Origin of the sequence: Streptomyces sp. col6, from assembly GCF_008042035.1 — a bacterium.
Classification (GTDB): Bacteria; Actinomycetota; Actinomycetes; order Streptomycetales; family Streptomycetaceae; genus Streptomyces.
Map to the genome: position 1 here is coordinate 62,919 of NZ_RDBL01000005.1, position 22,775 is coordinate 85,693.

Annotated in this window: 13 protein-coding genes; 6 read left to right on the forward strand and 7 right to left on the reverse strand. The window is 71.8% G+C overall.

Annotated elements, in window-relative coordinates; translation table 11 throughout:
- Positions 1–22 precede the first annotated feature (22 nt).
- The 4 genes from EAO73_RS03810 to EAO73_RS03825 all read left to right on the forward strand — a co-directional run bounded on the left by EAO73_RS03810 (position 23) and on the right by EAO73_RS03825 (position 6,012).
- Positions 23–2,089 (forward strand): phosphocholine-specific phospholipase C, encoded by a 2,067-nt coding sequence (locus EAO73_RS03810; protein WP_147970082.1) that lies wholly within the window; start codon positions 23–25, stop codon positions 2,087–2,089.
- 133 nt (positions 2,090–2,222) lie between these two features.
- Positions 2,223–3,515: a cytochrome P450 gene (locus EAO73_RS03815; protein WP_147970083.1), complete on the forward strand. Its 1,293-nt coding sequence runs from the start codon at positions 2,223–2,225 to the stop codon at positions 3,513–3,515.
- On the forward strand, positions 3,512–4,765 hold the full coding sequence (locus tag EAO73_RS03820) for a cytochrome P450 family protein (protein WP_147970084.1): 1,254 nt from the start codon (positions 3,512–3,514) through the stop codon (positions 4,763–4,765). Before EAO73_RS03815 ends, EAO73_RS03820 begins: the two co-directional genes overlap by 4 nt.
- 239 nt (positions 4,766–5,004) lie before the next feature.
- The gene (locus tag EAO73_RS03825; RefSeq protein ID WP_147970085.1) at positions 5,005–6,012 is read left to right on the forward strand and encodes a LacI family DNA-binding transcriptional regulator; all 1,008 of its coding nucleotides are present in this window, start codon (positions 5,005–5,007) and stop codon (positions 6,010–6,012) included.
- Positions 6,013–6,061: 49 nt separating this feature from the next.
- Here the strand turns inward: EAO73_RS03825 and EAO73_RS03830 are convergent, their stop codons facing one another.
- The 7 genes from EAO73_RS03830 to EAO73_RS03860 form a co-directional block, all read right to left on the reverse strand.
- Positions 6,062–6,775, reverse strand: a complete 714-nt coding sequence (locus EAO73_RS03830; RefSeq protein WP_147970086.1) for a glycoside hydrolase family 12 protein — start codon at positions 6,773–6,775, stop codon at positions 6,062–6,064.
- A 31-nt stretch (positions 6,776–6,806) separates the two neighbouring features.
- Complete coding sequence (locus EAO73_RS03835) at positions 6,807–9,047, reverse strand: glycosyl hydrolase family 95 catalytic domain-containing protein (protein WP_147970087.1); 2,241 nt, start codon at positions 9,045–9,047, stop codon at positions 6,807–6,809.
- The gene (locus EAO73_RS03840; RefSeq protein ID WP_147970088.1) at positions 9,044–11,020 is read right to left on the reverse strand and encodes a beta-galactosidase; all 1,977 of its coding nucleotides are present in this window, start codon (positions 11,018–11,020) and stop codon (positions 9,044–9,046) included. Before EAO73_RS03840 ends, EAO73_RS03835 begins: the two co-directional genes overlap by 4 nt.
- A 15-nt stretch (positions 11,021–11,035) precedes the next feature.
- Positions 11,036–13,279, reverse strand: coding sequence for a sialidase family protein (locus tag EAO73_RS03845; protein ID WP_147970089.1), 2,244 nt, complete (start codon positions 13,277–13,279; stop codon positions 11,036–11,038).
- 47 nt (positions 13,280–13,326) lie between these two features.
- Positions 13,327–14,289 carry a carbohydrate ABC transporter permease gene (locus tag EAO73_RS03850; RefSeq protein ID WP_147970090.1) on the reverse strand — a complete coding sequence of 321 codons (963 nt, stop codon included), beginning with the start codon at positions 14,287–14,289 and terminating at the stop codon, positions 13,327–13,329.
- A complete protein-coding gene (locus EAO73_RS03855; RefSeq protein ID WP_147970091.1) occupies positions 14,286–15,377 on the reverse strand; it encodes an ABC transporter permease in 1,092 nt (363 codons plus the stop codon). Before EAO73_RS03855 ends, EAO73_RS03850 begins: the two co-directional genes overlap by 4 nt.
- Before the next feature lie 100 nt (positions 15,378–15,477).
- On the reverse strand, positions 15,478–17,151 hold the full coding sequence (locus EAO73_RS03860; protein WP_224756175.1) for an extracellular solute-binding protein: 1,674 nt from the start codon (positions 17,149–17,151) through the stop codon (positions 15,478–15,480).
- 457 nt (positions 17,152–17,608) lie between these two features.
- Here EAO73_RS03860 and EAO73_RS03865 point away from each other — a divergent pair, with 457 nt between their 5' ends.
- Both EAO73_RS03865 and yicI read left to right on the forward strand, forming a co-directional pair.
- Positions 17,609–20,473, forward strand: coding sequence for a glycoside hydrolase family 3 C-terminal domain-containing protein (locus EAO73_RS03865; RefSeq protein WP_147970092.1), 2,865 nt, complete (start codon positions 17,609–17,611; stop codon positions 20,471–20,473).
- A gap of 61 nt (positions 20,474–20,534) precedes the next feature.
- A partial coding sequence (yicI, locus tag EAO73_RS03870; RefSeq protein WP_147970093.1) for an alpha-xylosidase occupies positions 20,535–22,775 on the forward strand: 2,241 nt, incomplete at its 3' end.

Consider the following 22,775-nt stretch of genomic DNA (forward strand, 5'->3'; position numbering starts at 1 on the left):
CCACCCGCGAAGGCCCCCACCCATGGCAGAACTGAACCGTCGCCGGCTGCTGAAGCTCGCCGGGGGCAGTGTCGCCCTCACCGCCCTGTCGAGCAGCATCGCCCGCGCCGCGTCCCTTCCGGCGCGGGGCAGCACAGGCACCATCGAGGACGTCGAGCACATCGTCGTCCTGATGCAGGAGAACCGTTCCTTCGACCACTACTTCGGGACGATGAAGGGCGTGCGCGGCTACGGCGACCCGCGTCCCGTCACCCTGCCCAGCGGGAAGCCGGTGTGGCACCAGGCGGACGCGGTGGGCAAGGAGGTGCTGCCGTTCCGGCCGCCCGCCGACAAGCTGGGCCTGCAGTTCCTCCAGGACCTGAACCACGACTGGGCGGGCGGCCACCGGGCGTTCAACAAGGGGGCCTACGACCAGTGGGTGCCCGCCAAGACGGCCACCACGATGGCCCACCTCACCCGGGAGGACATCCCCTTCCACTACGCGCTCGCCGACGCGTTCACCGTCTGCGACGCGTACCACTGCTCCTTCATCGGGTCGACCGACCCCAACCGGTACTACCTGTGGACCGGGTACACCGGCAACGACGGCGCCGGCGGCGGGCCCGAGCTGGGCAACGACGAGAAGGGGTACGGCTGGACCACGTATCCGGAGCGGCTGGAGCAGGCCGGGGTGTCCTGGAAGGTGTACCAGGACATCGGTGACGGGCTGGACGCCGCCGGCTCCTGGGGCTGGATCGGTGATGCCTACCGGGGCACCTACGGGGACAACTCGCTGCTGTACTTCAACAGTTATCGCGACGCCGAGCCCGGCGACGCCCTGTACGACAAGGCCCGCACCGGGAGCGACCTCAAGAACGGGGGCGGTCTGCTGGACGACCTGAAGGCCGACATCCGGGCCGGGACGCTGCCCTCGGTGTCCTGGATCGCCGCGCCCGAGGCGTACAGCGAGCACCCCAACTGGCCCGCGAACTACGGCGCCTGGTACATCGCGCAGGTGCTGGACGCGCTCACCTCGGACCCGGAGGTCTGGGGGCGTACCGCCCTGTTCATCACATACGACGAGAACGACGGCTTCTTCGACCACGTCGTGCCGCCGTACGTCCCGTCCGGGCCCGCGCAGGGACTGTCCACCGTGGACACCGCCGCCGACTACTTCCCCGGTGACGCGCGGTACGCGGCGGGACCCTACGGGCTCGGCCAGCGTGTGCCCATGACCGTCGTCTCGCCGTGGAGCACCGGCGGCTACGCCTGCTCCGAGGTCTTCGACCACACCTCCGTCATCCGGTTCATGGAGCGGCGCTTCGGTGTGCGCGAGCCGCACATCTCGCCCTGGCGGCGGGCCGTGTGCGGCGACCTCACCTCCGCGTTCGACTTCGGGCGTACGGACGCCTCGGCGCCCGAGCTTCCGTCCACCGCCGCCTACGAGCCCCCGGACGGCGACCGGCACCCCGACTACGTGCCGGTGCCGCCCGCCACCGGAGCGGTGCCGGCCCAGGAGCCGGGCTCACGGCCCACCCGCCCGCTGCCGTACGCGCCGTTCGTCGACGGCACCGCCGACGCGTCCGCCGGGACCTTCCGGCTCACCTTCGGCGGGGGCCCCGGGGCGGGCGCCCAGTTCCTCGTCACGTCCGGCAACCGCACGGACGGCCCCTGGACGTACACCGCCCACGCGGGCGCGTCGGTCGCGGACACCTGGAACACCGCGTACTCGAAGGGTGTCACCGACCTCACCGTCCACGGACCGAACGGATTCCTGCGCTCCTTCCGAAGCCCCGGGAAGACGGCCGGGTCGGAGGTGACGGTGCGTCACGACGCCGCGACGGGCGCTCTCGACGTCACCCTCACCCACACCGGGACCGGGGCGGTGCGGCTCACGCTGCGCAGCGCCGCCGCCTACGGGGGAGCGGTGCAGACGGTCACCGTGGGCGCGGGCGCGACCGTCAGGCGCACCCTCGACCTGCGCCGGAGCAAGCGCTGGTACGACGTCACCGTCACCAGCGACGCGGACGAGACCTTCCTGCGGCGCTTCGCCGGGCACGTGGAGACGGGCGAGCCCGGGGTGAGCGATCCGGGGCTGCGGACGGGGTGAGGTGCGGGGCGCGTCGGTCCATGGTCCGGAATTGATCGCGATTGACCGGACCGCATCACACAAACTCCTTATAGTGAACGAGTGTTGATCGCGTGATCTTGGCGCGTGCAGTCGTCCACAGGAGTCAGGATTCATGACGCGCCCTTCCCCGGCAGAGTCCGCGCCGGCCACCGCGGCCGCCCCTCCCGGGTGCCCCGCGCACTCCGGCGCGGTGCCGCTCTGGGGCCCCGGCTTCCAGGCCGAACCGCAGACCGTCTACCGCACCATGCGTCGCGACCACGGGCCGGTCGTCCCCGTGGAGCTGCCGGGCGGCTTTCCCGCCTGGCTGGTCATCGGATACCGCGAACTCCACCGGGTCACCAGTGACGGCGCACTGTTCCCGCGCGACGTGGGCTTCTGGAACCAGTGGCCGCACGTCCCCGACGACTGGCCCCTGCTGCCGATGGTGGGGCGCCCCCTGCCGTCCATCTACTTCAGCGCGGGGGAGGAGCACCAGCGGCACGTCCGCATGGTCGGACCCGCGCTCGAAGGGGCCGACCCGTTCCGGATCCGCGGCCACTGCGAGGAGCTGGCCGACCGGCTGATCGACGGCCTGTGCGCGCGGGGCACCGCGGACCTTGTCGCCGACTTCTGCGAACCGCTCCCGGTGCTCGTCCTCGCCCGCCTGATCGGCTTCCCCGACGAGGAGGGCGCCGCCATCGCCCGAGTGCTGAAGGATCTGGCGGACGGCGGCCCCGAGGCGCAGAGCGCCCATCTGCGCTTCGGTGAGCACATGGCGCGGCTGCTCGCCGCCAAGCGGGCCGAGCCGGGGGACGACGTGGCCACCCGGATGCTCGACTTCCCGGAGGAGTTCACCGACGAGGAGTACACCCTCGACCTGATGGCCGTCACGGCTGCCGGGCACCTGCCCACCGCCGACTGGATCAGCAACTCCGTGCGGCTGATGCTCACCGAGGACGAGTTCGCCGACTCCATGGCCGGCGGCCGGCGCAGCATCGGCGAGGCCATGAACGAGGTGCTGTGGGAGGACACCCCCACCCAGATCCTCGCCGGCCGCTGGGCCGCGCGCGACACCGAGCTGGGCGGGCAGCGCATCCGGGCCGGGGACATGCTGCTGCTCGGGCTCGGGGCCGCCAACACCGACCCGCTGATCCGCCAGGGCGTGTCCGGGGGCGGCCTCGCCCAGGGCGGCAACGGGGCGCATCTGGCCTTCAGCCACGGCGAGTACCGGTGCCCGTTCCCCGCCCAGGAGATCGCCGAGATCATCGCCAGGACCGGCATCGAGGTGCTGCTCGACCGGCTGCCGGACCTCCGGCTGGATGTCCCGGCCGAGGACCTCGTCCGACGGCCCTCCGCCTTCCTCCGCGGCACCACCGCGCTCCCCGTCCGGTTCACCCCCGTACGCACGACAGGAGACCTCTCGTGAACTGCCCCCACGCCGCGCAGGCGGCGGCCCAGCACGGCGCGACCGTCGTCATCGACCCGATGGTCCGGGACCTGGACGGCGAGACGGCCCGGCTGCGCGACGCCGGGCCGCTGGCCCGGATCGAGCTCCTCGGCGTGCCGGCGTGGACCCTCACCCGGCACGCGGACGCCCGGCGCCTCCTGGTCGACCCGCGGCTGGTGAAGGACATCAACGCCTGGGGGCTGTGGCAGAGCGGCGAGGTGACGCACGCCTGGCCGCTCATCGGCATGATCGACGCCGGGCGGTCCATGTTCACGGTGGACGGCGCGGAGCACCGCCGGCTGCGGACCAAGACCTCGCAGGCGCTCACGCCCCGCCGTCTGGAGGCGATACGCCCCGACATCGAGAAGTTCACCGCGGAGCTGCTGGACGCGCTGGAGGAGGGCGGCCGGGCCGGGGCTGTCGTCGACCTCAAGTCGGTGTTCGCCCAGCCGCTGCCCATGCGGGTCGTCGGCATGCTGATGGGCGTGGACCCGGCGGAGAACGCCATGCTCACCCGTCAGTACAAGGCGTTCTTCTCCATGCTCACCCCGCAGGACGAGCGCCTCGCGCTCCTCGCCGACCTGGACGTCTTCTACACCGGACTCGTACGGGAGAAGACCGCGCGGCCCACCGACGACCTGACCTCCGCGCTGATCCTGGCCGAGGAGGGCGGCGAGCCGCTGACCGAGGAGGAGGTCGTCGGCAACCTCAAGGCCATGGTGGCCGCCGGGCACGAGACCACGATCGGGCTCATCCTCAACGCCGTACGCGCCCTGCTGGCCCACCCCGAGCAGCTGCGGATGGTTCTGGACGGCGAGGTCTCCTGGGACACCGTGATCGAGGAGACCCTGCGCTGGGACACCCCGACCACCCATCTGCTCATGCGGTTCGCCACCGAGGACATCCAGGTGGGGGACGGCGTCATCGCCAAGGGCGAGGGCGTGGTGATCTCGTACCGGGTGATCGGACGCGACCCCCAGCAGCACGGCCCCGACGCCGACGCCTTCGACATCACGCGCGCCACCCCGGTCCGGCACATGACCTTCGGACACGGCCCGCACATCTGCCCCGGCGCGGCCCTCTCCCGGGTCGAGGCGGGCATCGCCCTGCCGGCGCTCTTCGCGCGCTTCCCGGGGCTGCGGCTCGCCGTTCCCGACACGGAGCTGCGCAACCTCCCGGTCATGACGCAGAACGACATGGAGTCCTTCCCGGTGCTGCTCGGCGGCTGACCCGGTGTGACGGGGGCGGGCGCCGGGCATATCGTTGCAGCAGCCGGGGTCGCCCCCTGTGAGTCGAAGCGCTTCGACAGTGGTCTGGACATGCTGTCGTGGCGGGGCTAGGCTCGCGCTGTCTCTCCATGTCACAGGCGGAGAGAGCGGAGTCGAAGCGCTTCGCCACATCTGACCGGAAGCGCCGGATCGGACCGCTTAGCGTCCCGGGTTCGACGACGTCCGTGAGGGAGAGCTGAATGGTCACCCTGGCCGAGGTCGCGCAGCACGCCGGAGTCTCGGCGAGCACGGTGAGCTACGTCCTCAGCGGGAAGCGCTCCATCTCCGTCGCCACCCGCGAGCGCGTCGAGCGCAGCATCCAGCAGCTCGGCTACCACCCCAACGCCGGGGCTCGTGCGCTGGCCAGCAGCCGGTCGAACATCATCGCGCTCATGGTGCCGCTGCGCACCGACATGTACGTGCCCGTGATGATGGAGATCGCCATCGCGGTCGCCACCACCGCCCGCACCCACGGCTACGACGTCCTTCTCCTCACCGGCGAGGAGGGCCCCGCGGCGGTGCGGCGGATCACCGGAAGCTCGCTGGCCGACGCCATGATCCTGATGGACGTCGAACTGCACGACGAGCGGCTGCCGTTGCTGCGCGAGACCGACCGGGCCGCCGTGCTCATCGGCCTGCCCGCCGACACCACCGGACTGACCTGCGTGGACCTGGACTTCGAGGCGACCGGCGCGCTCTGCGTGGAACACCTGGCCGGCCTCGGGCACCGTGAGATCGCTGTCATCGGCGAGGCCGCGGCGGTGTACGAACGGCACACCGGGTTCGCCGAGCGCACCGTCGACGGCGTACGGGCCAGGGCGCAGGAGACCGGGGTGCGCGTCCTGCACCGGCCGTGCGAGGGCGGATACGCGGCGATGGCACAGACGCTGTCGCGGATATTCGACGAGCGACCCGGCACCACGGGCTTCATCGTGCAGAACGAGGCGGCGGTGGAACCGCTGCTCAACCTGTTGCGGCAGCAGGGCCGCGCCGTGCCCGAGGACGTGTCGGTGGTCGCGATCTGCCCCGAGCAGGTGGCCTCCCAGGCCTCCGTGCGGCTCACCTCCGTCGCCATACCGGCCCAGGAGATGGGCCGCCGCTCCGTCGAGCAGGTCGTCGCCAAGCTCTCCGGCCGGGGAACGGACGAGGTGGAGCTGCTGGCACCCGAGCTGACGGTGCGCGAGAGCACCGGGCCCGCCCCGGTGTGACCGAGCGGGCCGGCCCCCGCGCGTGGGCCGGCCCGCTCGGGTGCGCGGATCAGCTGGAGGAGACGCCGAACCCGTTCGTACGGAAGTCGAGACCGCCCGCCGACGAGGTGATCTCGTAGCCGAACTGGACGTCACCGATGGTCTCGTTGCCCCACCAGCCCTTGGTGTTCTTGATCCACTTCAGGATCGGCAGGATGTCCACGGTCCCCGAGGTGGAGTCCGACGTCCGCAGGAACGAGAAGACCTGGTTGGAACCGTTGTCGCCCTTGTAGACGGTCCAGGTGTGTCCGCCGAGCGTCAGCGTGCCCTGCGAGGTGCCCAACGGGCCCACGGCGCCGTTGTAGTTGACCCACAGCATGACCTCGTAGTCGTAGTCGCTGTCCCAGATGTCGTACGAGGTGTTGTAGGCGCCGGACGACGGGACGGTGACGTTGTACGTGCTGGTGAGCGACGACAGCGAGCCGATCGGCTTGTTCACCACCTTCTTGGCGTTCGGGTACGACTTGATGCCGCCCGTGTTCGGGTGGTCCGCCCACACGCCCCAGTCGGACGAGGAGTTGGCCCAGATGGACTGGGTGCCCGCGCCGGAACCCCAGATGTTGTTGTACAGGGTGTAGTTGTCGGTGGTGGTGTACGTGCCCCACTGGTCCGACGAGGACCAGACGGCGGCCTGGGCGGGGGCAGCGGCGAAGCCGACGAGGGCTGCCAGCGCCACCGCCGGGGTCAGCGCGAGCCTGTTGAGGGTACGGGTGCGTCGTGCCATGGTCGTCCTTCCATGGTGGGTGGGGGGAGTGCTACCGCGGCCGGAGTTCCAGGACGCGGTCCACGCCGGCCATCAGCTCCAGCGGAGCCGAGGGGGAGCCGGCGGAGGCTTCGGTGAGCGCACTGCTGTCGCCCGTACGCACATCGACACGGGCGTCACGCGTCGGGCGCAGTACGGCCCTCGCGGCGCCGTCGGCCGACCAGCTCAGGTCCAGGGCGGCGCCGAACCGCGTACGCACACCGCGCAGTTCACCGCCCGGACAGCCCGCGAGAGGCGCGGGCAGCAGCACCAGCCGGTGCGGCGTCGACTGCACCAGGGACTCGATCACGGCGGCCGGCAGTGCGTGCGCCGCGTCCGCGTTGTACACGTTGCGCGACGGGTAGTGGGCGCTCATCAGCGAGTCGTGGAAGAAGTCGCCCGCCAGCACGGACCGGACCGCGGCCGACGCCCGCGCCCCGTCCCGCAACCGCGCCGCGATCAGCGCATGGTGCAGATGGCCGTGCGCCGAGTCGTTCTCCGCGCCCCGCAGTTCTAGCGCCCGGTGCGCGGCGGCGGCCAGCTCGGGCGTGTCGTACGGATTGATCGCGTCCAGCGGCCACACCGGATACAGGTGGCTGAGATGGCGGTGGTCGTACGTCTCCGCCAGACCCGGCCACGCCCACTCGGCGAGCGCGCCGTCCTCGTTGACCCGGTACTCCGCGAGCCGGTCCGCCAGCGCCCGGCGGCGCGCGGCGGCCGGGTCGCCGGGGCAGCGGTCGGCCGAGGCGGTGAGCGCGTGCCGGGCCGCCGCCAGGTCCATCGTCGCGTCGACCGTGCCCCAGCTCGCGTTGGCCGGACGGTTCTCCGGCGAGTACGAGGGCACCACGGCCACCCGCCCGTCGGGGCCGGTCCGCGTGAGGAAGTCCTCGTAGAACAGGGCCGTTTCGTGCAGGGCGGCGGTCAGCCGGGGGTCCTCCGAGCCCGTCGTCTCGGCGTGCTCGATCAATGGCTCAAGGAGCCAGTCCGCGCCGGCCGTCCACAGATGCAGCGGGTAGGCACGCTGATAGTGGCGGGTGTGCCCGGACTCGCCGTCCGTGTGCGACGGGGCCACGACGCCACGCGCGCCGAACACCGCACGCGCGTTGTCCCGCCAGTCCGCCAGCTGCCCGTACACCAGGGCGGCATGCGCCTCGGACACCTCGGGCAGCGCCGCCGCGGCGGCCGAGGCGATCTGCAGGTTGAGGTTGGCGTTCGTGGTGAACGCCCCCGACCACGCGGTGTCCCAGTCGCCCGTCCACAGTCCGGTCAGCCGGGGCGGCAGGGCCCCGGACGCGGACAGCAGATGGTAGCGGCCCGCCGCGAACAGCCGTTCCAGCAGCGCCGGGCTCTCCGGCCGCCGGACCAGCTCGCTCCCGGGAAGCAGCCGTTCGGCCGGGTCGGCGTCCAGGGTGAGCGAGGCCCGCTCGAAGGCCGGCCCGTGCAGGGCCACATGCCGGGCGAACAGCGTGGCGTAGTCGTCGCCCGGCAGCGCGGCGCACTCCGCCGCCAGGTCGAGATGGCCCGCGTGCCGGCGCACCCGGGTGAGCAGCAGCAGGCTCCTCGCCCCCTCGACCCGGACTCCCTCGCCCGCCACCGAGACCCGCCCGCCCTCGGTGCGGAGCACCGTCACGCCGGTGTACGCGAGGTCGCTGTCGGGGTAGCCCGCGCGCAGTGTCAGCCGGGCGCCGTCCGGGGTCAGCACGGTGCTGCGCCCGACGGCCAGCCGCGGCGGGGCGCCCGGCAGGGCGTGGTCCAGGGTCACGTCCACGGCGAGCCCCGGCCCCGTGACGTGCTGGACGATCACGTCGTCGGCGCGCGAGACGAAGACCCGGCCGCGCCGGCTCTCGCAGGCGGCCGTGATCTCCCCGGTGGCGAAGTCGACGGAGCGCCGGTAGCCGGCGGGCGGGTCCGTGGGCGCGCTGCCGGGGACGGGCCGGACGCGGGTCCGGAAGGCGGGGTGGAAGGGCTGCACCCACACCAGGGGCCGTCCCGCACCGAAGTGCTCCGCCGCCGTGGTGTCCCCGGACAGCAGGGCACTCTGCAACCGGTCCAGCCGGTCCGCGAGTTCGGGCGGGCGGACGTGCTCACTGCCGTTCGGCCGCACCAGGGTGTGGTGGGTGACGACCACCCGGTCGTCGGCCGGGTCGCCGTACACCATGGCCCCGTGCCGCCCGTTCCCCGCGAGGAAGGCGTCCTCCCAGCGGGCGGCGGGGCGCGGCTCCCAGGTGCCGTCGATGTCCGTGCGTCCGGTCACGGCGCGGTGCTCCGCAGCACGGCGACGCCGTAGCGGCCGAGCGCGATCCGGTCCGTCACCGACCGCCCGGTCAGCAGGTCCTCGTACGTGCCGGGGACGGCCACGGTGACCATCTCCCGGCGGTGGTGCAGCAGGAACAGCAGGTCGCCCCGGCGCACCGCCTCCACGCCCTCCGGCAGTCCGGCCAGCACCGGCTCCGCACCGGCCTCCCGGACCACGTCGGCCAGGAGCGCCCGCAGCGCCCGGGGCTCCGGAAGCGTCGACACGTACACGGCGCGGCCCCTGCGCAGCACGGCCGGGAGCCCGGCCAGTTCGCCGTCGCGGTAGGCCGCGAGCACCTCGGCGTCGTCCGCCGCCTCCAGCTCCTCCGACCACAGGGTGCCCCGGAAACCGTCGCACTCCACGGTGGCGTCCGCCTCCAGCGGCCACCACTCGTGCAGGGTGGCGATGCCGAACAGCTCGCGCAGCCGTGCGTCCATCCCGCCCGGCCTGACCCGGTCGTCCACGTCCGCGACGCCGGTGAAGAAGCCGCACACCAGCCGCCCGCCGTCCCGCACGTACGCCACGAGGTTGTCGACGGCCGCGTCGTCCAGCAGATAGAGGTGCGGCACGACGACCGCCTTGAACCGGCTCAGGTCGGCGTCGGGGCGGGCGAAGTCCGTGGGCGTGCCGTTCTCCCACAGGGCGCGGTGCCAGCGCCCCACCACCTCGGCGTAGTCCAGCAGCCTGGAGGGGCTGCCTTCCTGCGCGCCCGCCCACCAGGCGTCCCAGTCGTGCAGGACCGCCACGTCGGCACGCACCTCGGTGCCCGCCACCGACGTTCCGAGCGCGGCGAGTTCGGCCCCCAGCCGCCTGGTCTCGCGGAAGGAGCGGCCGTGCGCACCGGCGTGACCGAGCATCCCGGAGTGGAACTTCTCCGAGCCCTGCCGGGACTGCCGCCACTGGAAGTAGCAGATCGCGTCGGCCCCGCGCGCCACCGACTGCAGCGACCAGAGCCGGTTCAGGCCCTCCGGCTTGGGATGGTTGACGCCCCGCCAGTTCACCGCGCCCGCCGCCTGCTCCATCAGCATCCACGGGCCGGCGGCCTGCGAGCGCGTCATGTCGGCGAGCATCGCGTTGTACTGCCCGCCCCACGGGTCGCGCGGGTCCGGGTAGACGTCGACCGAGACGATGTCCTCCTCGGCCGACCAGGCCCAGGCGTCCTGCCCCGACCACAGTGGCATGAAGTTCGTCGTCACCGGAATGTGCGGGGTGTGCCGGGCGACGATGTCCCGCTCGGCCACGAAGCACTCCAGCAGCGCGTCCGACGTGAAGCGCTTGAAGTCCAGCACCTGCGTCGGGTTCTTCATGTACTGCGCCTTGCGCGGCGGCAGGATCTCCGTCCACGCGTCGTAGCGCTGGCTCCAGAAGGCCGTGCCCCAGGCCTCGTTGAGGGCATCGAGCGTTCCGTACCGGCTGCGCAGCCAGCGGCGGAAGTGGCCCGCCGTCTCGTCGCACCAGCAGTGCGTACAGTACTCGTTGTTGATGTGCCACACGGTGAGCGCGGGGTGCTGCGCGTACCGTGCGGCGAGGTCCTCGGTGAGCGCGGCGGCATAGCGGCGGTACACCGGTGAGCTGGCGCAGAACTGCTGCCGCGAGCCGTACCAGACCACCGACCCGTCCTCCGCGCGCGGCAGGGTCTCCGGGTGCCGGGCGCCCATCCAGGGCGGCGGGGACGCGGTCGGGGTGGCGAGCACGACGCCGATGCCGTGCGCGTGCATCAGGTCCATCAGCCGGTCCAGCCAGCCGAACTCCCGGGCCCCCGGGCGGGGTTCGATCTTCGCCCAGGAGAAGACACCGAGGGTGACGGAGTTGACGCCGGCCTCCTTCATCAGCCGGATATCGTCCTCCCACACCTCCTCGGGCCACTGCTCGGGGTTGTAGTCGCCTCCGAAGAGGATGCGGCCACGTGCCGCGTCGCGCAGGGACGGCATGACGTCTCCCGTTCCTTACTGGGGGTCTGCGTACTGGATGCCGCGGCCGTTGGTGCCGAGGTAGACGCGGCCGTGGACGCGGGGGTCACCGGTGATCACTTCGCCGGTCCAGCCCCACTGGTGGGAGTCGTCGTTGACGCGCACCCAGGTGCGGCCCGCGTCGTCGGAGCGCAGCACCGCCACGCCGTCGTACGCCGCCGGGACCCGCCCGGTCTGGAAGACGGCCGGATAGCCCGCCCCGGCCCCGCGGCCCCGCACCGGTGCCGCCCTGCCGAAGCCCAGCGCGTGCGAGGCCTGGCAGCCGGGCACTGCGGTGAAGGTGAGCCCGCCGTCCGTGGACCGGAACAGGCCGTTGTCCTTCGCGGACAGCCACAGGTCACCGCTGCGGCCCGGCGCCGCCGCCACCTTGAACTGCGCGTCCCCGGAGGGGAGTCCGGTCGCGCCCGGGGTGAAGGTCGCGCCCCCGTCCCGGGAGATGTGCACGGCACCCGTATCGGTGTCGTACACGTAGAAGCGCCGCGGGTCGACCGGGTCCGCGACCGGGGTGCCGCCCTTGGGGAAGGACGCCACCTCGGCCCAGCTCGCACCGCCGTCGGTGGACCGGTGGGCGGGGTACTTGGTGCCGTCCCAGTGGATGAACGACCACAGCAGGGTCGCACCGTCCGCCGAGACCGCGATCGGTCCCGGGGCGGAGGGCGCGATTGCGGGCTGGGCGGCGAACGGCTGCCAGCTCCGGCCGCCGTCGCGGGAGAAGGCCCCGGCCGCGTCGGAGCCGGACGGCCAGCCCGTGCGCACCACGTACGACGGCTTCAGCGCGGCGAGGGCGAGGCCGGTGGCGGTGCCGAACACCGGGGAGGACGCCATGCCCCGGGACGGGGAGGCGGTCAGCGAGTCGTGGTACATGACCCCGATGTCGCCGAGGCCGCTCAGGAGCGGGGCGCCGTCCCGGCCGGGCGGGGCGACGAGGAAGCGCACCGAGGACTCCTCCAGGCCCCGGATCTCCGGTGCCCAGTGGACGAGGTCCCGCGTCCCGAAGACCGTCGCGCCGGTCCCGTACACGATGTGGTGCGAGTCGAAGGGGTCGACGGCGACGGCCTGGATCCACCAGCCGAACTTGGCCGCGTCCCCGCCCCAGCGCAGGTACGGGGTCTCCGAGACGTCCACCACGGCGGTGTCCTTGAGCGAGACCCAGCTCGCACCGCCGTCGGTGGACCGGAACACCGTGTCGATCTGCCCCCAGCGGTTGTTGGTGGTGACGACGAGCGTGCCGGTGCGGCGCGCGTCGACGGCCACCCCGCCGTAGCCGAAGCCGTCACCGGCGGCGGCGTCGGGCGTCACCGGGGTGACCTCGCTCCAGGCCCCCGTCACGGTGTCGAGCCGGTGGACCGAGCCGTCGGACTGCCCGTTGGGCCCCGGGGCGTCGGCGTAGGTGACGTACAGCGCCCGCCCCCGGGCGTCGTACGCGGCCCGCACCGGCACCTTCACCGACGCACTCCCGGACGGCTGTCCGGGCACCGCCTCCCAGCCGCCCCTTCCGTCCGTGCGGTAGAGCGCGCTGCCGCCGTCGCCCCAGCCCGCGTACACCGTCCGGCCCGCCGCGACCAGGAACATCACGCCCTGGCCGGTCTCCGACGGGGCGGCCGGGAAGGCGGCCGGCGCCCAGGTCGCGCCCCGGTCCGTGGAGCGCAGCAGCCCGTCGTGCCGGGTGCCCAGCCAGAGCGTCCCGCTGTCCCGGGGATCCACCAGCAGCCGTTCACCGGCGCCGCGCCCGTCCTCGTTCGCACCGAGCCGCACGGTCAGGCCGGCCCGCTTCCAGGTCGCGCCCCGGTCGTCGGAGCGCAGCACCGCGCCGGGGGACGCCCAGGACTGCGCGTAGGTGCCGCAGGCCAGGTAGAGGCGGTCCGGGTGGGACGGGTCGACGGCCATCGCCTCGATGCCGAGGAGGTTCCAGTCGTCCCAGCCGATGTGGTCGGTGAGCGGGGTCCAGCGGGCCCGCGCCGCGTCCCAGCGGTAGGCGCCGCCGATGTCGGTACGGGCGTAGGCCAGGCCCTTCACCGACGGGTGGAACAGCAGGCCGGTGACGAACCCGGTGCCGCCGATCGCGGCCGTCCGCCAGCGGTGCGGCTGGTGCCGGCCGCCGGGGTGGCGGTCCCGGGCGGCCGCGGTGCCCGCGGCCGGGAGGGCGGTGGCAGCGGCGGCGACGGCAGCCGTGGCGAGCACGGTTCTGCGACGGGGCGTGGGCGCGGACGAAGCGCGCATGGCGAATACCTTCCGGACAGGGGGAGAGGGGGAGGAACGGCGCCGGGTCAGCCCTTCACGGCGCCGGTGAGCATGCCCTTCTGGAAGTGCTTCTGGACGAACGGCGACAGCACCGCGACCGGGATCAGCGCCAGGATCATGACGGCCATCTGCACGGCGAGGCTGTTGATCTGCCCGTTGCTGACGGCCGCGCCCATCGCCCCCGGCGGCACCTGGTGCTGGAGGACCAGCTGACGCAGGATCATCTGGAGCGGGTACTTGTCGCTGTCCTGGATGTAGAGCATCGCGTTGAACCACTGGCTCCAGTAGCCGACCGCGTAGAACAGCGAGATCACCGCGATCACCGCACGCGACAGCGGCATGATGATCTGGAACAGGATGCGCCACTCGCCGGCCCCGTCGATGCGGGCCGCGTCGATGAGTTCGGGCGCCGTGTCCATGAAGAAGCCGCGCAGGACGAGCACGTTGAACACGCTGATCGCGCTGGGCAGGATCATCGACCAGTAGCTGTCGCTCAGCCCGATTCCGGTGACCAGCAGATACGTCGGGATGAGACCCGCACCGAAGAACATGGTCGCCATCAGCGTCATCAGCAGCGGCCGGTGCGCGTACGAGTCGCGGCGGCTGAGCCCGTACGCGCAGAGGATCGAGACGATCATGCTGACGGCCGTACCGACGACGGTGAGGCCGACGCTGACGGCGGCCGCGCGGGTCACCGCGCCCCCGCTCAGCAACTCCTTGTACGCCACGAACGTGATGTGCCGGGGCCAGACGACCAGGCCGCCGGCGTCGTTGATGGTCTTGGTGTCGGAGAGGCTGGTCACCAGCACCACCCAGATCGGGATGATGACGACCGCGCAGATCGCGATCAGCCCGAAGCCCTTGAAGGCGAGTCCCGCCTTCGTCGGCTCCTCCTCCCACACCGGGCGCGGTTCGATGCGCAGGGCGCGCTGGAGGCGTGTCTCCGTGCGGGCGGCCGGGCTCGTCCTCTGGTCCAGGAGAGTTGTCATTTCTTGGAGTACACCCCCTGCTCGCCCAGCATGTGGGCGACCTTGTTGGCACCCAGCACCATGGCGACGCTGAACAGCCCCTTGAAGATGCCGGCGGCGGCCGCGTAGCCGAAGTCGCCGGTCTTGATGCCCGTCCACCAGATGTAGGTGTCCAGGATTTCCGAGGCTCCCGCGCCGACCTGGTCGCGCTGGAGCAGGATCTGCTCGAAGTCGAGGTTGAGCGCGCTGCCCACCCGCAGGACGAGCAGCAGGGCGATGACCGGGCGCAGCGCGGGCAGCGTGACGTGCCACATGCGGCGCCAGCGGCCGGCCCCGTCGACGGCCGCGGCCTCGTACAGATCGGTGTTGACGGCGGCGAGCGCGGCCAGGAAGACGATGACGCCCCAGCCGGCGTCCTTCCACACGGCCTGCGCGCTGACCAGGAACTTGAAGAAGCCGGGGTCGGTCATCAGGTCGAAGCCCTCGTGGCCGTGCTCGCGCAGCCACTGGGCGACCAGTCCGGCGCCGCCGAACATCTGCTGGAAGACGGTGACGACCAGCACCCAGGAGAAGAAGTGCGGCAGGTAGACGACCGCCTGCACCCAGGCCCGCACCCGTGCGCTCATGATGGTGTTGAGCAGGAGCGCGACGGCGATGGGGATGGGGAAGAACAGGACGAGCTGGGTCACGAAGATGACCAGCGTGTTCACGAGGACTTCCCAGAAGCGGTAGTCCTCGAAGATCCGGGTGAAGTTGTCGAACCCGACGAACGGGCTGCCCGTGATGCCCAGGTCGTACACGTCGTAGTCCTGGAAGGCCACGATGTTCCCGAGCAGCGGGATGTAGTTGAAGATCAGCAGCAGTGCGATGGCCGGCAGCGTCATCAGGATCAGGGTGCGGTCGCGCCGCAGCCGCTGACGCCAGGTGATGCCGCCCGCCCGGGGACTGCCCTGCTCCTTGCGGGGTCTGGGGACGCGGCCCGCCCGGGACCTGCCCGCGCTCCTCGCTTCCCCGCCGTCACCGTCCCCGGTGCCGCTCCCGCCGGCCGGGGCGCTCGCCCCGTCGGCGGTGCGGTCCGGGTCGGCCGCGACCGTGGCCCGTGCCTTCACCGTGTGCTCCCCATGTCGTGCTCCTGACCCCGGCCGCCGGGCTGCGTGTGCCCGGCGGCCCCTTCCTTCTCGTACGTACGTGTGGTGTGCCGCGTACGCGTCAGTTGCCGGAGCCGTTCTTGTCGAGAATGTCCTGGTACCAGTCGCGCAGCTTGTCGCCGCCGCTCTTCTTCCAGGTGTTCACCGCGTCGTCGATGTCGCTGACCTTCTTGCGGCCGCGGCGGATGTCCTTCTGGAGGTCGTCGAACGGGGTGTAGAGCGAGGCGTAGCGCTGCGGCTCGACGACCTGCATGCCGAAGAAGAGGGGCTTCTTGATGTGCGGGGCCTGGCGCGCCATCCAGCCGGCGTAGTCCTTGGCCAGCTGCGGCTGGTCGGGGTAGGCGATGGAGGTGGGCGGCGAGGCCACGAACAGGAACGTGGAGGGCTGCGCCTCCTCGACACCCTGCGGGGTGTACGTGGGAGAGCCGTCCTTGATCGTGTAGTGGGTGCCCTTGACGCCGTAGTTGGTGAGCATGAACTCCTCGGTGCCGAATGGCGCCGCCGCGTAGTCGGCTATCGCGAGGAACTCCTCGATCTTCTCCTTGGGCAGCTTCTTGCTGAGGAAGGTGAAGATGCCCGCCGGGTCGTCCTGCCACAGCACCGGCTCGCCGCCGTCGTGGCTGAAGAAGTCCAGTGCCTGCATGTCGAACTTCGGGTTGGCGGAGGCCTGTTCGGTGACCATGCCCTTCCAGCCGCCGGTGCCGTCGTTGTACATGACGACATGGCCGCTGGTGAAGCGGATCTTGGCGTCGGCGTCCTTGTTGGCCTCGGCGTCGGGGTGGACGTAACCGCCGTCGTGGAGCTTGCGGGCGAAGGCCAGCGCCTCGCGGTACTCCTTCGTCTCGATCTTGTGGACCAGCTTGCCGTTCTCCAGCTGCCAGTAGTGCGGTGCGTCCGGGAGCAGGCCGAAGATCTTCTGGATGCAGGTCCACAGGTCGTCGAAGGCCCACACCTTCTTCTTCGGCGCCGTGTACTCCTTGCCGAAGGCCAGCAGGTCGTCCGCGCTCGCCGGGACGGCACCGGAGCCGATCAGGTCCTTGCGGTAGAAGATCGCGTTCCCGATGACCGGCGTCGGCATGGGCAGCCCGCGCAGCTTGCCGCCGAAGACCGAGTACTGCCAGGCACCGGTCGGGATGTTGGCCAGGTTGGGGTACTTCTTGACGGCGTCGCCCGCCAGATACGGGGAAAGGTCGGCGAACTTCGCGGTGATGGCGTTGCGGATCTGCCCCTGCATGTTCCAGCCGGGGATCGTCATGACGTCCGGGATGTCCGAGCCGGCGAGGACCGCGCCGATCTTGTCCTGGTAGGTGTTGCCGTCCTGCGGGTCGAAGTTCAGCTTCGCGCCGACCGCCTTGTTCACGGCGGTGTAGTACGGGTTGTTCTTCTTCGGGACCGTGCCCCACAGCGGGGTCATGACCCGGAACTCCGAGCCCTTGCCCGGAACGGACTTGACCGAGACCACCAGCGGGTCCGGGAGCTTCGTGAAGCCGGGGCTCGAACCGTTGACGCCGGGGACATCGGGCTGGACCAGGTTCAGCGGGGCGTAGCTCGGTACGACCTTCTTCAGGGCCTTGCCCGTGGTCGTGCCCTCCTTGCTCCCGGCACCGGAACCGGAACCGCCGCACGCGGCGAGCAGCGGCACCCCGCCTGCCACGGCGACGGCCGCGACCGCGCCGGTGGCGAGGAAGCTTCTCCGGCTCGGGGCCGTGGTGGAGGGGGAGGAATTCGGCGTCATTGCGTCAACCCTTCGAGGCGCACCAGGACGACACGCGGCGGGGCGACCGCCGTTCGGTTCCTGTGTCTGAGGTGGAGCGTTGCTGGCTGAGCCGGAGTCACCGGCCCCAGGTGAAGCGGTTCAACAGGGAGGCGGCTGCACGTGTCGCCGTCCCGGGATATCAAGGGCGCCGGGCGCCCCATCGAAGCTCCGTCGAAGCGCTTCGATGTTGCAGCGAGGTTAAGTGAAGGGTCTGTGCGGCACAAGAGTTCGTTGCCGGATTCCTCCGACGCGTTTCCGAACCGTTTCCTGCGACGGGCAGCGCGTGCTGGGCGGGGAGGTCGGTCACCGGCCCTTGACACGTGCGGGGTTGGCCCTTGAGCATCGAAGCGCTTCGAAAGATCGTCCGAGGCCCGTCCGGTGCCCGCACGATGCGCCGGCACCACCAGACCTCCCACCTTTGAAGAAGGACCCGCACGTGACGGAACAACCGCAGCCCTTCCGCGACCCGCGGCTGCCCTTCGCCAAGCGCGTCGACGATCTGCTCCAGCGGCTCACGCCGGACGAGCGCGTCGCGATGCTGCACCAGTTCGCGCCGGCGGTCGGCCGGCTCGGGCTCGGCGCCTTCCGCACCGGCCAGGAGGCCCTGCACGGCGTCGCCTGGATGGGGGAGGCCACCGTCTTCCCGCAGGCCGTCGGCCTCGGCGCCACCTGGAACGACGACCTGGTGCGCCGCATCGGCGAGGCCGTCGGCGACGAAGTCCGCGCCAAGCGCGCCCAGGACGACCGGGTCGGCCTCAACGTCTGGGCCCCCACCGTCAACCTGCTGCGCCACCCGCTGTGGGGGCGCGGCGAGGAGGGGTACTCCGAGGACGCCGGGCTCACCTCCGCCATCGCGGTCGCCTACACCCGGGGCCTGCGCGGCGACCACCCGCACTACTGGCGCACCGCTCCGGTCCTCAAGCACTGGCTCGCCCACAACAACGAGACGGACCGCGACACCTCGTCCTCCTCGGTCCGCCCGAGGGTGCTGCACGAGTACGACCTGCGGGCCTTCCGGGACGCCGTCCGGGCGGGCGCGGTCGCCGGGGTGATGCCCGCGTACAACCTGGTCAATGGGCGCCCCAACCATGTGTCGCCGCTGCTCTCCCGGCACCTTCGGAGCTGGACCGAACAGCCCCTGACCGTCTGCTCCGACGCGGGTGCGCCGACCAACCTGGTCGACTCCGAGCACTACTTCGACACCCACGAGGAAGCGACCGCCGCCGCCCTGCGCGCCGGCGTCGACAGCTTCACCGACCACGGCCAGGACTCCTCCGTCATGACCGGCCGCATCCGGCGGGCCCTGGAACGCGGACTGCTCGACGAGCACGACATCGACACCGCCGTCCGCCGCCTGCTCCACATGCGTTTCGCGCTCGGCGAGTTCGACCCCGAGCTGGACCCGTACGCGGACACCACCGCCCTCGACACCGAGGAGCACCGGGCGCTCGCGCTGGAGGCCGCCGAGCAGGCGGTCGTGCTGCTCAAGAACGACGGGCTGCTGCCGCTGGACCCCGCCGCCGGGGGGACCGTCGCCGTCGTCGGGCTCCTCGCCGACGCCTGCAAGCTCGACTGGTACAGCGGCACCCTGATCCACCGCTCCACCCCGCTCGACGGACTGCGCGAGCGCTTCGGCGCCGACCGGGTGATCCATGCCGAGGGCGCCGACCTGGTGCGCGTCAGGTGCGCGGACGGCTGGCTGCACATCCCCCCGGCGGACCCGGAAGGGGACGCTGCGCGCGGCGCGGAGGGCGCACTCGATCCCGCGCTCCTCGCCGGCCGCACCGACCTGCCCCCGCTGACCTGCTCCGACACCCCGTCCGAGCTGGCGCTCGTGGACTGGGGCAACGGCGTGATCACCCTGCGGGAACCGGCCGGGCGCTATCTCTCCGTCGCCGAGGACGGCTATGTACGCGCCTCCGCGGACGAGCCGGGCGGCTGGATCGTCCAGGAGACCTTCCGGTGGGAAGCGGTGGAAGGCCATGCCGGCGGTCACCGCCTTCTGCACATCGGAACGGGTGGGTATGTCTCAGTCGCCGCCGACGGCGTAAAGGTTGCCGCCCCGGGCGAGGAAAATTCCGCAGCCACCGGGACCGTCTTCGAGACCGAGGTGACCGAGCGCGGCGAGGACGCCGTGGCCCGTGCCGCCGCAGCCGCCGACACGGTGATCGTGGTCGCCGGCAACGACCCGCACATCAACGGCCGCGAGACCGAGGACCGGACCACCCTCGACCTGCCCGCCCAGCAGGAACGCCTCTGGCGCGCCGCCCACGCCGCCAACCCGCGCACGGTCCTGGCGGTCACCTCCGCCTACCCGTACGCCCTGACCGACGCCGCCGCCACCCTGCCCGCCCTCCTGTGGACCGCACACGGCGGACAGGCCGCGGGCACCGCGCTCGCCCGCGTCCTCGCCGGCGACGTCTCCCCGGCGGGCCGGCTGCCGCAGACCTGGTACGCCTCCGACGCGGAACTGCCCGGCCTGCTCGACTACGACATCATCGGCTCCCGGCAGACCTACCTCTACTACAAGGGCACCCCGCTCTACCCGTTCGGCCACGGGCTCACGTACGGCGACTTCACCTACAGCGACCTGACCGCCGTGCGCGAGGGCGAGCTGCTGCACGTCTCGCTGAACGTCACCAACACGGGCGCCGTCGCCTCCGACGAGGTCGCCCAGCTGTACGTACGGGCCGTGGCTCCGTCCGTCGCCCGGCCGCTGCGCCAACTGGCCGGGCACCGCAGGCTGCACCTGGCGCCCGGGGCCGCCGAGCGCGTCGCGTTCACCGTGCCGGTCGAGGAACTCGGCCACTGGGACGTGGCGCACGGTCGCTGGACAGTCGAGCCCGGCGCGTACGAGATCCAGGCGGGCGCCTCCAGTGCGGACATCCGGACCGTCACGGTCGTCACCGTTGACGGCGATGCGGCCGGGCCGCGCCCGGTCCTGCCCCGTGGTCTGGAGGCGGCCGACTACGACGAGCAGCTGGGCACCGAGATCGTCGACCGGGCGAAGACGGACGGCGACGCGGTCACCGCCACCGCCGAGGCCAACGAACTCCTCTACCGCCACTGCGACTTCGGCACCGGTACGGAAGGCGTCGAGGTATCCGCCTCGGGGGAGGGGGCCGTTCTGCTCACCGTGGAAGGCATCACCGTCACCGTCCCGGTGCCCGCCACCGACGGGCCCTACGACTACCGCACCCTCCGGGCCGGGCTGACCGCCGCCGGCGTGGGCGACCTGCGGATCACCCTGCGCGGCACGGTCCGGCTGGCCCGGCTCGGCTTCACCGGGGCCGGCCGGTGAACCCCTCCCTCGCGCGTTCCCCCGTTCCTCCCCCTCCGGCTGCCCCGGGCAAGGAGTCCGCATGAAGTTCACCGACGGCTTCTGGCTCATGCGTGAGGGCGTACGCGCCTCCTACGCGACCCAGATCCGTGATCTGCGCGTCAGCGCCGACCAGTTCACCGCGTACGCGGCGGTGAAACGGGTGGCCGCGCGCGGTGACACCCTCAACACCCCGCTCATCACCGTCGAATGCTTCTCCCCGGCCGAGGGCATCATCGGCGTCCGCACCACGCATCACGCCGGAAAGGCCCGGCGGGGGCCGGACTTCGTCCTCCCGGGGCTGGACCCGGCGGCGTCCGGGGCCCGCACCCGGCAGGACGGTGGTGTCACCGAACTCACCAGCGGGCCGCTGACCCTGCGGCTGGACCGCGACGGTCCGTACGGTCTGACCTTTCTCGACGCCGACGGCCACCGCCTGACCGGGGTCGACACCAAGGGCACCGCCTTCGCGACCACCCCCGACGGGGTCCACCACATGGTCGCCCAACTCGCTCTGGACGTGGGCGAGAACGTCTACGGACTCGGCGAGCGCTTCACCCCGTACGTCAAGAACGGGCAGAGCGTCGACATCTGGCAGGCGGACGGCGGTACCAGCAGCGAACTCGCCTACAAGAACATTCCGTTCTACCTCTCCTCGCGCGGCTACGGCGTCTTCGTCAACCACCCCGGCAAGGTCTCCTTCGAGATCGGCTCGGAGTCGGTGGGACAGGTGCAGTTCAGCGTCGAGGACCAGTCGCTGGAGTACTACATCGTCGCCGGGCCGACGCCCAAGGAGGTGCTGGCCCGCTACACCGCGCTGACCGGCCGCCCCGCGCTCCCGCCGGCCTGGTCGTTCGGCCTGTGGCTCACGACGTCGTTCTGCACCTCGTACGACGAGGCGACCGTCACCTCGTTCGTCGACGGCATGGCGGAACGCGACATCCCGCTCTCCGTCTTCCACTTCGACTGCTTCTGGATGCGCGAGTACCAGTGGTCGGACTTCTTGTGGGACCCGGACGTCTTCCCCGACCCGGAGGGCATGCTCGCCCGGCTCAAGGAACGCGGGCTCCGCATCAGCATGTGGATCAACCCGTACATCGCCCAGAAGTCCCCCCTGTTCGCGGAGGGCGCCGAGCTCGGTCATCTCGTCCGCCGCCCCAACGGCGACGTGTGGCAGTGGGACCTGTGGCAGCCGGGCATGGCCCTCGTCGACTTCACCAGCCCCGCCGCCCGCGCGTGGTTCACCGCCAAACTCCGTGTGCTGCTGGACCAGGGAGTCGACTGCTTCAAGACCGACTTCGGCGAGCGCATCCCCACCGACGTCGTCTGGCACGACGGCTCCGACCCCGAGCGGATGCACAACTACTACGCACAGCTCTACAACCAGACGGTCTTCGACCTGCTGGAGAAGGAGCGCGGCCACGGCGAGGCGGTGCTCTTCGCCCGGTCCGCCACGGCCGGCGGCCAGCAGTTCCCGGTGCACTGGGGCGGGGACTGCTTCGCCTCCTTCACGGCGATGGCCGAGTCCCTGCGCGGCGGCCTGTCCCTCTCGCTCTCCGGATTCGGCTTCTGGAGCCACGACATCGGCGGCTTCGAGGGCACCCCGGACCCGGCTGTCTTCAAACGCTGGCTCGCCTTCGGTCTGCTCTCCTCGCACAGCCGCCTGCACGGCAACGTGTCCTACCGGGTGCCGTGGGAGTTCGGCGAGGAAGCGGTCGACGTCGCCCGGAAGTTCACCCTGCTCAAGCACCGGCTGATGCCGTACCTCTACGGGGCCGCCGCCACCGCCCACCGCACGGGCATCCCGATGATGCGGCCCATGCTCCTCGAATTCCCGGGCGACCCGACCACCCGCGTGCTGGACCGGCAGTACATGCTCGGCCCCGACCTGCTGGTCGCGCCCGTCTTCACGGAGGACGGGCAGGTCGAGTACTACGTTCCCGAGGGGACCTGGACCCACCTGCTCACCGGCGAGACGGTCACCGGACCCGTCTGGCGCCACGAGACCCACGGCTTCGACAGCCTGCCGGTCCTCGTCCGCCCCGGAGCGGTCCTGCCCTGGGGCGGCGACGACCGGCGCCCGGACGGCGACTGGCTCGACGGGCTCACGCTGCGGGTGTTCGGCGAGGGGGACGGTACGGAGGTGACCGTGCCGGACCACGCGGGTGCCACGGCCGCCACCTTCCGGGTGGTGCGCGAGGGGGACACCCTCACGGTCACCTCCGAACGCATCGACCGTCCCTATCGCGTGGTCGCCGAGGCGACGGGGGCCACGGGGGAGGGG

Bases quoted from the DNA above. Each gene is read 5' to 3' on its own strand.
- EAO73_RS03810 (WP_147970082.1), top strand. From the start codon at position 23: ATGGCAGAACTGAACCGTCGCCGGCTGCTGAAGCTCGCCGGGGGCAGT.
- EAO73_RS03815 (WP_147970083.1), top strand. From the start codon at position 2,223: ATGACGCGCCCTTCCCCGGCAGAGTCCGCGCCGGCCACCGCGGCCGCC.
- EAO73_RS03825 (WP_147970085.1), top strand. From the start codon at position 5,005: ATGGTCACCCTGGCCGAGGTCGCGCAGCACGCCGGAGTCTCGGCGAGC.
- EAO73_RS03830 (WP_147970086.1), bottom strand. From the start codon at position 6,775: ATGGCACGACGCACCCGTACCCTCAACAGGCTCGCGCTGACCCCGGCG.
- EAO73_RS03840 (WP_147970088.1), bottom strand. From the start codon at position 11,020: ATGCCGTCCCTGCGCGACGCGGCACGTGGCCGCATCCTCTTCGGAGGC.
- EAO73_RS03845 (WP_147970089.1), bottom strand. From the start codon at position 13,279: ATGCGCGCTTCGTCCGCGCCCACGCCCCGTCGCAGAACCGTGCTCGCC.
- EAO73_RS03850 (WP_147970090.1), bottom strand. From the start codon at position 14,289: ATGACAACTCTCCTGGACCAGAGGACGAGCCCGGCCGCCCGCACGGAG.
- EAO73_RS03860 (WP_224756175.1), bottom strand. From the start codon at position 17,151: ATGACGCCGAATTCCTCCCCCTCCACCACGGCCCCGAGCCGGAGAAGC.